Genomic DNA, 13113 nt, shown 5'->3' with positions numbered 1-13113 from the left:
CGCAGCGAACCGCGTCTCCGACGCCGAGGCCACGCGGGCCGCAGCTGTCGTGACCGCTCCCGCCGCCCGGATCGTCCGCCGGTCCCGCGCGCGGTCCGTCGCGCCGTCGAAGCCGTCGACCCCGCGGTCCTTCAACGGGTTCGTGCGGCAGCGTTCGACGATCCCGGCGATGTCGTTCCTCGCCGTGTCGGCCTTCGTCGGTGGATCGCTGTTCAACCCGATGCAGACCGACGCCGCCACGGCCGCGCCCGTGCTCGCCCCGGCTCCGATCTCGACGCCCCAGCAGTTCTCGGCGCACGGCACGTACGGGGACTTCGACGCGGCCCGCGACGGGTTCGACGTCGTCAAGCCCGCGCCCAAGCCGACTCCCACGCCGACTCCGACCGCCACGCCCGCGGGGACCGACAGTGCGTCGAGCGACACCGCGTCGACCGAGGACGACGCCACCGCAGCGCAGCCCGCCGCGAGCACGCCCCTGGCCGCCACCGCAGCGACGCCGGACCCTGGTAGCGCCCAGGCGATCGCGCAGCAGATGGTCGCCGCCCGCGGGTGGGGCAACGACCAGTACAGCTGCCTGGTCTCGCTCTGGAACAAGGAGTCCGGCTGGCGGGTGAACGCCTACAACCCGAGCGGTGCGTACGGCATCCCGCAGTCCCTCCCGGGCAGCAAGATGGCCTCCGCCGGTGCCGACTGGCAGACGAACCCCGCCACGCAGATCACCTGGGGACTCAACTACATCACCGGTGTCTACGGCACGCCCTGCGGCGCCTGGGCGCACAGCGTCTCGTACAACTGGTACTGATCGGCGATCGCGGTGCCGCGGAGCAACCGGCCGCGTCGCCCGCGTGGTCGTGGCCACGATGACGTCCCTGAGGGGGGCCGGACTCGAGCGACTGACGGGCGGTTGGCGCCGGACCGAAGTCCGTCGTGGCCGCGAGTGGTCGGTGCAACCGATCTCGGCAGCATCGGCGCAGAAGGAGTACCTCTGCCCGGGCTGCGGCCTGACGATCGAACCCGGGACCGCGCACGTCGTCGTGTGGCGTGCGGACGGGGTGCTCGGCGACGCCGCCGACCTCGCTGCGCGCCGTCATTGGCACCATCACTGCTGGAGCATCGCATGACGACCGAACGCCCCGAGGGACAGACCCGCGAGCCGGTTGCGCCCGGCGAGGAGATCCGTTCCGGCACCGTGCTGCCTGCTCGGCGGACGGACGTGGAGCTCGTCACCGACGACCACCTGACGCTGGTGGGGGGAGTTGGCCGAGCCGCTGGACCGACCGGCACGGGGGGACACTCGTCACGCTGCACCCGCTGCCCACCGCGCAGGGCTTCATGGACTCGCACGTCCTGAAGAAGGCCGCGGCCCGGCTCCCCGCGCTGGCCGACCTGGCCGTCCTGCGGTTCAACTTCCGCTCCGTCACCTCACCGCGCGGGACGTCCGAGGGTGTCTTCGGCGACGGGGTGTCCGAGGGCTTCGACCTCCGGGCCGCCGTCGACGAGGTCGTCGTGCGGGGCCTGCCGACGCCGTGGCTCGTCGGGTGGTCCTTCGGGACGGAGGTCATCCTGAAGCACGCGCTCGAGCACGTCGAGGCCGGGAACGTCGCCGGGGTCGTCCTGCTGTCGCCACCGCTGCACCGGACCACGGACGAGGAGCTCGCCCGGTGGTCGGGCGTGGGCGTGCCGGTGGTCGCCCTCGTCCCCGAGCACGACGACTTCCTCGTGCCGGACGATGCGGTCCGCCGGTTCGCCGTCGCACCGGACGTCCGGGTCGTGCCCGTCGCCGGCGCGAAGCACCTGTGGGTGGGGGAGAAGTACGTGCGGGTCGTCCTCGACGCCGTCGCGGACCTCGTCGTGCCGGGCAGCGCTCCGCTGCCCACGCACTGGCCGACGCAGGCCTAGCCCGACCAGCGCCGGCCCCGGGCGACCGGTCAGCGAGCCGCGTCGCCGTCCGTCTCGAGCCGGGACTGGTCCGCGTCGTCCGCGCCGACCGTGGCGGGACGAGCGGCGCCCTGCTCCTCGATGACGCCTGCCGCGTGCGTGAGCACGCCCCGCAGGTTCTCCAGGTAGCCGGCCACGGCCTCCCGCTCGGTGCGGATGGCGCCGAGACGGTCCTCGGCCTCGGCCAGCAGGAGCGCCGTCCGCTCCTCGGCGTCGGCCACGAGTCGGTGCGCACGTTCCTGGGCGTCGCGGACGAGGTCCGCGGCTCGTTCCCGGGCGTCGGACTCCTGCTGTCGTGCGACGTCGGCGGCCTCCCGCTCGAGGCGGTCGGCGATCTCCCGGGCGGCGGCGGCGCGCCGCGTCGCCTCGGCGAGCTGCAGGTTCGCCTCGTCGAGGTACTTCTGCGTCTCGGTCACGGTGGCGCGGTGGCGTTCCAGGTACTCCTGCTCGGCGTCGTCCCGTCGGGCGGCCAACTCCGTCTCGAGGGCGGCCCGAGCGTCCTCCCGTTCGCGTTCGACGGTCGCCCGGGCTTCGTCACGCTCCTGCGCGAGGGCGGCGCGTGCCGTGTCGATCTCCTGTCGCAGGGCGGTCCGCTCGGCGAACAGGGCGTCGAGCTCGGCGCTCCGTCGATCGGCGATCTCGGTGTCGACCTCGGCGTGCTCGCGCTCCCGGCGTGCGGCGAGTTCGTTCTCGTGCTCCCGTGCAGCCCGCTCGGCTGCGGCTTCGGCGGCCTCGCGCTCCCGCTGGATGCGGTCGAGGTGGTCGGCCGTCTCGCGCTCGATCCGTTCCGTGGTCTCCTGGACGCGGCGGGCGTTCTCGGCGGCGGTCTGCTCGGTGTCGACACGGAGCTGCGCGTGCGCGGCCTCGATCTCCTGCTCGAGCGCGGTCCGCGCCCCGGCGAGTTCGCGTTCCCACGTGGCCCGGGCGGCGGCGAGGTCCTCGTCGAGCTGTCGGCGGCGGTCGTCGACCTCGGCTGCGAGTTCGGCGCGGCGGCGGTCGACCTCGGCGGCGAGCTCCGCGCGCGCGCTCTCGACCTCGAGGTCCAGGGCCTGTCGGGCTGCGCCGTGTTCGCGCTCCCAGGCCGTGCGCGCCTCGGTGAGGGTGCGCTCGAGGGCTTCGCGGCGGGTGCTCTCCTCGCGGTCGAGGTCCTCGAGTCGGCGGGTCTGGTCGGCTTCGAAGACGCTGCGACGGTGCTCCGTCTCGCGCTCGAGGTCGGCGGCGGCACGGCGGGCGGCTGCCGACTCCCGCTGCGCGACCTCACGGAGTTCGGCGACCTCGTGCTCGACCTGGGCGCGCAGCGCGTTCGTCTCACGGATCGCGACCGACCGCACCTCGGCTGCTTCGGTCACGGCGGCCCCGCGGACGGCGGCGGCCTCGTTCCGGGCGTCCTGCACGAGGATCCCGGCTTCGGCACGCGCGCGCTCCACCGTGTCGGCCGACTCTGCCCGGGCGCGGGAGAGCTCGTTCGTCGCCCGGGTCCGCGCGTCCTCGAGCGTGTCGTGCGCTTCGTCGCGTGCTTCGCGCAGGACGCGCTCCGCCTCGGTCCGGCTGGTGGCACGGAGCCGCTGGGCGTCGATGTCGGCCTGGCTGATGAGCCGCGTCGACTGTTCCTCGGCCACGCGGAGCGTCGACTCCAGGCGGGTACCGAGGCCGCTGTACGTCGGCGTGCCGGCCTCGTCCAGTTCGCCCTGCAGGTCGGAGACGCGGGACTGCAGCAGGCGGATCTCCTTCGCCGCCTCGGCCCGGTCGGTGTTCGACTTGATGAGCTCGCGGCGGAGGTCGTTCAGAGCACGGTCGACCTCGTCCTTGCGGTACCCCCCGCAGTTCGGTCCCGAACTCTGCCTCGTCGTTCGCCACGCGTCGCTCCCTGCGGTCGTCCCGGACCACCCCGTGCGGTCCGGACCCCGAGTGTAGTGGTGCGTCCAGGTCGGCCCCTGGAGGCGTGGACCAGGCCCGGGGGGATGCGCCTCACAGCTGTCCTGGGTACCCTGGACCGTTGTTTCGCGCGCCGTCCACCCCACCCCGGCGCGGAGGGAGAGAGTCCGTGCGGTTCGTCCTGGCGATCGTCAGTTTCGTCATCGGGGTGCTCCTCGTCGGTCTCGGCGTCGGGCAGCGCACGGTGTTCGCGCCCCCGTCCTCGATCGTCGCCGCGACCAGCGGTACGACGTCCGCCCCGGTGACCGTGATCCCGGGGAGCGTGCTCAACGCCAACCCCGGCTACCAGCGCATCAGCGTCTCCGGCACGGGGAAGGTGTTCGCGGCCTACGGCAGGACGTCGGACGTCGACGCCTGGGTCGGCGATGCCGCACACACGACCCTGCGCTACGACGCCGCAGCGGGCAAGCTCACGGCGCGCACCACCGGGACCGCGACGGAGGTGCCGGACCCGCGGGGCAGCGACCTCTGGTACCAGGAGTACGACGACGCCCGGCAGTTCACCGTGCGGCTGCCCGCGGACGTGTCCCTCGTGGTCGCCTCCGACGGGTCGGCGCCGGCCCCGTCGGACGTCTCCGTCACGTGGCCCCGCGACACCGCGACACCGTCCGTCGGTCCGCTCCTGACCGTCGGCGGGTTGTTCGTCCTCGGTGGGGTCGTCCTGCTGGTCTGGGCGTTCCTGCACCAGCGTCGGTCCCGTGGTCCGCGTCGTCGGAGCGGGGGGCGGACGACCGCCGCGTGTCCGTGCCTCCCGTCGTGCCGCCGCTGCCGGGGCACAGGTCCCGGCACGGAGCCGACGCGGTCGTCGGTCCTTCGTGGCCGTGCCGGTGCTCGTCGCCGGTGCGCTCGTGCTGAGCGGTTGTTCATCCGAGTACTGGCCCCAGGGCGGCGACGCGGGCGCGACGCCCACACCGACCGCCACGGCGACCGGCGGTGCCGCACCTGCCCCGGCCACGGCCGCCACGAAGCAGCAGATCTCGCGGATCGTCTCCCGCGTCGCCGACGTCGCCGAGCAGGCGGACGCGGACAAGGACGCCGACCTCGCCGGTACCCGGTTCGCCGGACCGGCCCTGGAGCTCCGGAAGGCCAACTACGCGATCCGGGACGCCGATGCAGAGGCGAAGCCGCTGCCGGCGATCGCGGCGGACGACGTCTGCGTGGCGCTCCCGCAGCAGACGGACTCCTGGCCGCGGACGGTCTTCGCAGTCGTCGCCGCGGACTGCTCCGACGAGCAGACCGCCCCGCAGGCGTTGACGCTCGTGCAGCAGGACGCCCGTTCCGACTACAAGGTGGAGTACGCCGTCTCGCTCGAGGCGGACGCGCAGCTGCCCTCGCTCGCCCCAACCGCGATCGGTGCCGCGCAGCTCGCCCCGGACTCGAAGCTCCTCGCGCTCGCTCCGGACGAGGTGGCGGCGGCCTACGCGGACATCCTGTCCAAGGACGCCGAGAGCCCCTCCGCGGACCTGTTCGCGGGTGACGGCGACGACCTCCGCACCCGGATCGGCAAGTCCTACAAGGACGAGAAGGCGAAGTCGCTGGACGACACGGCCGAGATCGCGTTCTCGTCGGAGATCCCGGACGACACCCCGCTGGCACTCGCCACGAACACCGCGGGTGCGCTCGTCTCCGTGGACCTCGACGAGGTCGAGGAGGTCACGCCGACGGCCACTGGGGCGAAGGTCAACACCGAGGGCGCCGTGAAGGCGCTGTCGGGCGTCGACTCGAGCACGAAGGGCGTGCGGGCGACGTACGGCGTCCAGCTGCTCTTCTCCGTGCCCCCCGGTGGGCTCGGACGACAAGATAGAACTCCTCGGGTTCACCCAGGGCCTGATCGCAGCTAGTGAGGTGCAATGACCAACGTCCCCCCCCCGACCCCGTCCAGCCTGCGCGGAGCGGTCGACCTCTCGTCCCTCGTCGACCGCGCACAGCGGCCGCAGACCGCCCCCGCGACCACCGGTGCCGGTACGCCCGCGCCGACCGGTGCGGGACAGCCCGACGGCGTCCTGAGCGTCCCGTCGCTGGTCATGGACGTCACGGACCAGAGCTTCCAGGACGTCGTGCAGCTGTCGACGGTCGTCCCGGTCATCGTGGACATCTGGGCCGAGTGGTGCGGGCCGTGCAAGCAGCTCTCCCCCGGTGCTCGAACGTCTGACCGAGGAGTACGCCGGCCGTCTCGTGCTCGCCAAGGTCGATGCCGACACGAACCCGCAGCTCGTGCAGGCCTTCCAGGCGCAGTCGATCCCCACGGTGGCCGCGGTCATCGGTGGACGTCCGCTCGGACTGTTCGTCGGTGCACTGCCGGAGGCCGAGGTCCGCGACGTCTTCGAGCAGGTGCTCCAGGCCGCCGAGCAGAACGGCGTCGCGGGCCGCGTGCAGGTCGACGGCGCTGCGGACGTGCCCGAGGGCGCCGAGCAGGGTGAGCCGGAGCCCGAGCCGCTGCCCCCCGCACCACCAGGCCGCGTACGACGCGATCGAGCGCGGGGACTACGCCGCCGCGATCGCGGAGTACCGGACCGCGATCCTGCAGGACCCGCACGACCAGATGGCCGTCGCCGGGCTGGCGCAGGTGTCGCTCCTCGACCGGCTGTCCGGACGGACCGCGGACGAGATCCGCGCCGCCGCGGGAGCCGACCAGCGCGACGTCGCCGCACAGCTCGCGGTCGCCGACCTCGACATCAGCGGCGGGCACGTCGAGGACGCCTTCGGGCGCCTGCTCGACCTCGTGCCCACGGTCTTCGGCGAGGACCGCGAGGCACTCCGGGTCCGTCTGGTCGAGTACTTCGAGCTCATCGGCTCCGAGGACCCGCGCGTCGTCGCGGCGCGACGGCGGCTCGCCAACGCGCTGTACTGAGCAGCCGCCGCGGAGCGGCCCACGACGGACGGGAGGCCCGGTACCAGCTGGTACCGGGCCTCCCGTCCGTCGTCGCGTCGGTGCGCTAGTCCGCCAGGCGCAGCCAGACCGCGCCGAGCGGCGGCACCACGAGGTTCGCCGAGGCGGGCCGGCCGGCCCACGGGACGTCCTCGGCCTGCACGGCGCCGAGGTTGCCGACACCGGAGCCGCCGTAGGCCGACGCGTCGGTGTTCAGCACCTCGTTCCACGTCCCCGCGGTCGGCAGACCGAAGCGGTGCTCGACGGGGACGCCCGAGAAGTTGACGAACACGGCGATGCGCTCGTCACCGGCCTTGCGGAGGAAACCGAGCGTGGAGTGCGGTGCGTCGCCGCCCTCGAGCCACTCGAAGCCGTCCTGCGTGGCGTCGTGCGTCCAGAACGCCGGGTTCTCCTTGTAGACACGGTTCAGCTCGGCGACCAGGTCCTGGACACCGCGGTGTCCCGGGTCGTCGAGGAGCCACCAGTCGAGACCGTTCGCCTCGCTCCACTCGCTGGGCTGCGCGAACTCCTGTCCCATGAACAGCAGCTGCTTGCCCGGGTGCGCCCACATGAACGCCAGGTAGGCACGGACGTTCGCGAGCTTCTGCCACTCGTCGCCGGGCATCTTGCCGTAGAGCGAGCCCTTGCCGTGCACGACCTCGTCGTGGCTGATCGGCAGCGTGAACTGCTCGCTGAACGCGTAGACGAACGAGAACGTGATCTCGTCGTGGTGGTAGGAGCGGTACGCCGGGTCGCGCTCGACGTACTGGAGCGTGTCGTGCATCCAGCCCATGTTCCACTTCTGGCCGAACCCGAGCCCGCCCGCACTCGTCGGCTGCGTGACACCGGGCCACGAGGTCGACTCCTCGGCGATCATCACGATGCCGGGGTAGCGCTTGTACGCGGTGGCGTTCGTCTCCTGCAGGAGTGTGATCGCCTCGAGGTTCTCGCGGCCGCCGTGGATGTTCGGCAGCCACTCGGTGCGGGAGTAGTCGAGGTACAGCATCGAGGCCACGGCGTCGACGCGGAGGCCGTCGATGTGGAACTCCTCCAGCCAGTACAGCGCGTTCGCGACGAGGAAGTTCCGCACCTGCGGCTGCCCGAAGTCGAACACGTAGGTGCCCCAGTCGAGCTGCTCGCCGCGACGGGGATCCGGGTGCTCGAACAGTGCGTAGCCGTCGAACTTCGCCAGCGCCCACTCGTCCTTCGGGAAGTGCCCGGGGACCCAGTCCATGATGACGCCGATGCCGGCCGAGTGCAGCCGGTCGATGAGGTAGCGGAGGTCGTCGGGGGGAGCCGAAGCGCGCGGTCGGCGAGTAGTACCCGGTGACCTGGTAGCCCCACGAGCCGCCGAACGGGTGCTCGGCGAGGGGCAGGAACTCCACGTGGGTGAAGCCGGTGTACTGGACGTGCCCGATGAGGTCGTCCGCGACCTCGCGGTAGCTCAGGCCGGGGCGCCACGAGCCGAGGTGCACCTCGTAGATGCTCATCGGCCGGTCGTGCGTCGTCGACGCGGCACGCTCGGCCATCCACCGGTCGTCGCCCTCGGACCAGGTGTGGTGGGCGCTCGTGATGACGGATGCGGTGAGCGGCGGGACCTCGGTGCGTCGGGCGAACGGGTCCGCCCGCTCCACCCAACCGCTGTCGGTGAGGATCTGGAACTTGTACCGCTGGCCCTCGAGGGCGCCGGGCCAGAACAGCTCCCAGACGCCGAGGTCGTTGAGACGGCGCATCGCGGTCGTGCGGCCCTCCCACCCCTCGAAGTCGCCGATCACACGGACGGCGGTGGCGCGGGGTGCCCAGACGGCGAAAGCGACGCCCTCGACGTCGTCGACGGTCTGCACGTGTGCGCCGAGGTGGTGCCAGAGCTGCTCGTCGCGGCCCTCGCCGAACAGGTGCAGGTCGAGCTCGCCGAGCGTCGGGGCGAACCGGTACGCGTCGTCGGTGGTCCAGGTGGCGTCGTCTTCGTAGTCCGCCTCGACGCGGTAGCGGCCGAGCTCGCCGGTGGTGGCACCGGCCCAGACGCCCTCGCCCTCGTGTCGGAGCTCGACGTCGTCGCCGTCCGGACGGACGATCCGGACCGCCGTGGCCAGGTGGCGGACGACGCGGACGCTCGTTCCGCCCTCGACCGGGTGCGGGCCGAGGACGTCGTGCGGCTGCGACCAACGGCCTTCGGCGACCTGCTGGCGGATCCACTCGTCGACCGGTGCGGGGACCGGCTCGGTGGCCGTCGCGGACGCCGTCGTGGTCTGCGGCGGGACCTCCGTCCGGGAGGCGGGGGGTCGCCTCCGGAGCGACAGGCGCGTCGCTGGTCAGCCCGCCGGCGAGCGTCGCCGACTCCGGGACGTCCCGGGAGGGCGACTCGGGCTGCGCGGCGGGCGCGCCGGGCAGGTCCTCGCCGGGTGCCGAGGTGTTCGGCTCGACGCGCTCGGTCCGGGGCTGCTCCGACCGACGGGGGGAGCGCGGGCGGCGGCGGCGGGACCGGGGGCAGGCCGGGGCCGGTGCCGGGCGTGCCCGCCGCGGGGGGCCGACGTGGACGGCTTCTGCTCGGGTGTGGTGTTCGGGTCGGTCATCGGTGCGGTCCTTCCACGACGAGCAGGTGCACGGGCTCCTGGAAGGCATCCAGGCGCACGTAGTTGGCGGAGCCCCAGGTCCAGCGGGCACCGGTGACGACGTCGCGGACGTCGAACAGGGTGCCGGGCTCGAGCCCGAGGGCGGTGAGGTCGAGGTGCACGGTGGTCTCCCGCGAGGAGTGCGGGTCGACGTTCGCCACGACGATGACGGTGTCGTCACGGCCCGATCGGTTGTACTGCCCGGGCAGGTGCTTCGAGTACACGACGATCGCGTCGTCCTCGGCGGAGTGGATCGTCGTGTTCCGGAGCTGGCGGAGCGCGGGGTGCGCCGACCGGAGGCGGTTGAGCATCGTCACGTACGGGGCCAGGCTCGCGCCCTCGGCCTCGGCGAGCGCGAAGTCACGCGGCTTGTACTCGTACTTCTCGTTGTCGATGTTCTCCTCGGAACCCGGCCGGGCGACGTCCTCGAAGAGCTCGTACCCGGAGTACATGCCCCAGGTCGGGGCGCCGGTGGCGGCGAGGGCGGCACGCACCTTGTACCCGGCGCGACCGCCGTACTGCAGGAACTCGGTGAGGATGTCCGGCGTGTTCACGAAGAGGTTCGGGCGCAGGTAGGCGCTCGTCTCGTGGGACAGCTCGTCGAAGTAGGTCTCGATCTCCTCCTTCGTGTTCCGCCACGTGAAGTACGAGTACGACTGCTGGAACCCGGTCTCGGCGAGCGCCCGCATCATCGCCGGGCGGGTGAACGCCTCGGCGAGGAAGACGATGTCGGGGTGCTCGTCGCGGACCTCGCGGATGACCCGCTCCCAGAACCAGAGCGGCTTGGTGTGCGGGTTGTCGACGCGGAAGATCCGGACACCGAACGCGATCCAGTGCCGCAGGACCCGCAGGACCTCGGCGACCAGGCCCTCGGGGTCGGTGTCGAACTGGATGGGGTAGATGTCCTGGTAGCGCTTCGGCGGGTTTTCGGCCGTGGCGATCGACCCGTCGGCGCGGACCGTGAACCACTCCGGGTGCTCGGTGACCCAGGGGTGGTCGGGGGGAGCACTGCAGGGCGAAGTCGAGCGCGACCTCCATCCCGGTGTTCTTCGCCGTCTCGACGAAGTCCCGGAAGTCGTCCTCGGTGCCGAGGTCGGGGTGGATGGCGTCGTGGCCGCCCTCGGGGCCACCGATGGCCCAGGGGCTGCCGGGGTCGTCGGGGCCGGCGGTCAGGGTGTTGTTCGGTCCCTTGCGGGCCGTCGTGCCGATCGGGTGGATCGGCGGCAGGTAGACGACGTCGAAGCCCATCCGGGCGACGGCGGGCAGACGACGTGCCGCGGTACGGAAGTCGCCGCTCTTCCACGAACCGTCCGGATTCCGCTTGGCGCCCTCGCTGCGGGGGGAAGAACTCGTACCAGGCACCGACTCCGGCGCGCGTGCGCTCGACGTCGAGCAGCTGCGTCGCGGAACGCGTCCGGAGCGAGGTGAGCGGCGACTCGGCGAGCTCGGCGACGACACGGGGGTCGTCCACGGCGGCGAGGCGCTCGGCCGGGTCGAGGTCCTCGTCCTGCAGGCGGGCCGCTGCGCGGGCAGCCGTGGTCGAGTCGGTCTCGGCGGCGAGTCGCTCGAGGAGCGCGGCGCCGTCGAGCAGGGTCGCGTCGGTGTCGACGCCGGCGGCGATCTTCAGCCGTGCGCCGTGCACCCAGCTCGCCCAGTCGTCGGCGTAGGACTCGATGTGCCACTCCCAGACGCCGACGCCCTCGACCTGCACGGTCGTTTCGTACCGGTCGGTCCCGGGTGCGACGAGGGTCAGCGGGACGGTGCGTGTCGCGCCGTCGGGCCGGACGAGGACGAGGTCGGCGCCGATGACACCGTGTCCCTCTCGGAAGACGGTCGCGCCGAACGTGATCACCTCCCCGTCGAAGCCCTTGCCCGGGAAGCCGTTCGGCGTCGTCGGGGCGAGTTCGGTGATCGGGATGCGCCCGATCTTCGGACGCCGGGGTCGGTCTACGGAGGCCACGGAGCAGACGCTACCCGGCCGGGCCGTCCGTGTTCCCCGTTTGGTGTGTCGGGCCCGGCGGACCGGCTGCGGCGCGACGGATCGTCAGACGACCTCGAAGACGTGGATGCCCGGTCCGTAGGCTGTGAACACGGTGCCGGCGGGGCGGTGCCGCTCGTGGTCCCGGTGCTTCTCACTCGACCACGCCAGCCGGTACGCGAAGACGTCCTCGCGGGACGGCAGCGTGAGGTCGCGGGTGCGGCCGCTGCCGTGCACGACGACGAGGACGCGGTCGTACGGCTCGTGCTCCGGGGTGGACTCGACGAAGTACTGCAGCGCGCGGTGGATCGGCTGGTCCCAGCCCTCGGCGGTCATCGGCAGACCGTCCGGGCCGTACCAGGTCATCCGGGACGCCGACGGCGTGGTCTGCCCGGGGACGCCGAAGCGTGACGGACGGAGCGCCGGGTGTGCGGCGCGGAGGCGGGTGAGGGCCGCGACCGTCTCGGTCATCGACTCGGCGTCCTCGTCGTCGGACCAGTCCACCGGGGTCAGGTCCTCGGAGACGACGTACGCGTTGTTGTTGCCGTGCTGGGTGCGGCTGCGTTCGTCGCCCGCGGTGATCATCGGGACGCCCGCGGACAGCAGCACGGTCGCCATGAGGTTCCGCATCGACCGACCACGGGCAGCGCGGACGCCGCGGTCCGCCGTCGGGCCCTCGACGCCGTGGTTGAACGAGCGGTTGTCGTTCGAGCCGTCGCGGCCGTCCTCGCCGTTCGCCGCGTTGTGCTTGGCGTCGTACGACACCAGGTCGTGCAGGGTGAACCCGTCATGGGCGGTGACGAAGTTGACGCCGGAGAGCGGCCCGCGGCTCCCGAACAGGTGCTGCGACCCGGTCAGTGCGCCGGCGAGGCCGCCGATCCCGGTGTCGGGTGATCCGTGCCGGCGTTCGTCGGCGACGTCCCCGAGCCAGAACTTCCGGACGGTGTCCCGGAAGCCGTCGTTCCACTCGAGGGTCCCGGCACCGAAGGACCCGGTGCGCCAACCGTCCGGGCCGACGTCCCACGGCTCGGCGATGACGAGGGTGTCCTGCAGGTCAGGGTGGCTGCGGATGCGGTCGAGCAGCGGGTGCTCGGGGTCGAACCGGTGGTCGGCGTCCCGGGCGAGCGCGGCCATCAGGTCGAAGCGGAACCCGTCGACCTGCACCTCGCGCGCCCAGTAGCGCAGGCTGTCGAGGACCAGGTCGGCGGTCGCCTCCACCGAGGTGTCGAGCGTGTTGCCGCAGCCCGTCGTGTCGTAGTAGGTGTCCGTGTCGGACCACCGGTAGCGGTTCGCGCCGTCGATGCCGCGCAGCGACGTGGTCGGGCCGCCGAGGCCCTCCTCCGCCGTGTGGTTGTAAACGACGTCGAGCACGACCTGGATGCCGGCCTCGTGGAGCAGTCGCACCATGCCCTTGAACTCGCGGAGCACCGCGTCCGCACCCGCTGCCCGTGCGGCGGCGGAGGCGTGCCCGGCGTGCGGGGCGAAGAACCCGAGCGTGTTGTAGCCCCATGCGTTCTCGCGCCCGGCCTCGCGGAGCCAGCGTTCCGTGTCGAACGCCTGCACGGGGAGGAGTTCGAGCGTCGTCACGCCGATCCGCTGGAGGTGCGCGATGGTGCTCTCGTGCGCGACGCCCGCGTACGTGCCGCGGAGGTCCTCCGGCACGGCGGGGTTCGCCGCGGTCAGGGTGCGGACGTTCGCCTCGTACACGACCACGCGGTCGCGGGGCACCTCGGGCTTGCCGACACCGCCCCAGTCGAACGCACCGTCCACGACGACGCTCG

The 13113-nt window shown here is 72.6% G+C and carries 4 protein-coding genes and 5 pseudogenes; 5 read left to right on the top strand and 4 right to left on the bottom strand.

What is annotated here, in order from left to right; all coding sequences use genetic code 11:
- The first annotated feature begins 169 nt into the window (after positions 1-169).
- The 3 genes and pseudogenes from DEJ15_RS12410 (at position 170) to DEJ15_RS12400 (ending at position 1899) form a co-directional block, all read left to right on the top strand.
- Complete coding sequence (locus DEJ15_RS12410; protein WP_502864379.1) at positions 170-802, top strand: aggregation-promoting factor C-terminal-like domain-containing protein; 633 nt, start codon at positions 170-172, stop codon at positions 800-802.
- A gap of 12 nt (positions 803-814) precedes the next feature.
- Positions 815-1121, top strand: a pseudogene (locus DEJ15_RS18625) (Rv1322 family protein).
- A pseudogene (locus DEJ15_RS12400) lies at positions 1118-1899 on the top strand (alpha/beta hydrolase). Before DEJ15_RS18625 ends, DEJ15_RS12400 begins: the two co-directional pseudogenes overlap by 4 nt.
- Positions 1900-1928: 29 nt before the next feature.
- Here DEJ15_RS12400 and DEJ15_RS12395 read toward each other — a convergent pair.
- Positions 1929-3959, bottom strand: coding sequence for a coiled-coil domain-containing protein (locus DEJ15_RS12395; RefSeq protein WP_284175062.1), 2031 nt, complete (start codon positions 3957-3959; stop codon positions 1929-1931).
- A 612-nt stretch (positions 3960-4571) separates the two neighbouring features.
- Between DEJ15_RS12395 and DEJ15_RS12390 the strand changes: the two genes are divergently transcribed.
- Positions 4572-5714 carry a DUF8094 domain-containing protein gene (locus DEJ15_RS12390; protein ID WP_284175061.1) on the top strand — a complete coding sequence of 381 codons (1143 nt, stop codon included), beginning with the start codon at positions 4572-4574 and terminating at the stop codon, positions 5712-5714.
- Between the two features lie 9 nt (positions 5715-5723).
- A pseudogene (locus DEJ15_RS12385) lies at positions 5724-6724 on the top strand (tetratricopeptide repeat protein).
- 85 nt (positions 6725-6809) lie between these two features.
- On the opposite strand, the pseudogene glgB reads toward DEJ15_RS12385, so the two are convergent.
- The 3 genes and pseudogenes from glgB to DEJ15_RS12370 all read right to left on the bottom strand — a co-directional run bounded on the left by glgB (position 6810) and on the right by DEJ15_RS12370 (position 13102).
- Positions 6810-8934 (bottom strand): annotated as a pseudogene (glgB, locus tag DEJ15_RS12380) (1,4-alpha-glucan branching protein GlgB).
- 377 nt (positions 8935-9311) lie between these two features.
- Positions 9312-11272: pseudogene (locus DEJ15_RS12375) on the bottom strand (maltotransferase domain-containing protein).
- Between the two features lie 126 nt (positions 11273-11398).
- Positions 11399-13102: a glycogen debranching protein gene (locus tag DEJ15_RS12370; protein ID WP_284175060.1), complete on the bottom strand. Its 1704-nt coding sequence runs from the start codon at positions 13100-13102 to the stop codon at positions 11399-11401.
- Positions 13103-13113 lie beyond the last annotated feature (11 nt).

Source organism: Curtobacterium sp. MCJR17_043, assembly GCF_003224315.2.
Lineage (GTDB): Bacteria > Actinomycetota > Actinomycetes > Actinomycetales > Microbacteriaceae > Curtobacterium.
This window is presented reverse-complemented; position numbering and strand designations above follow the sequence as displayed.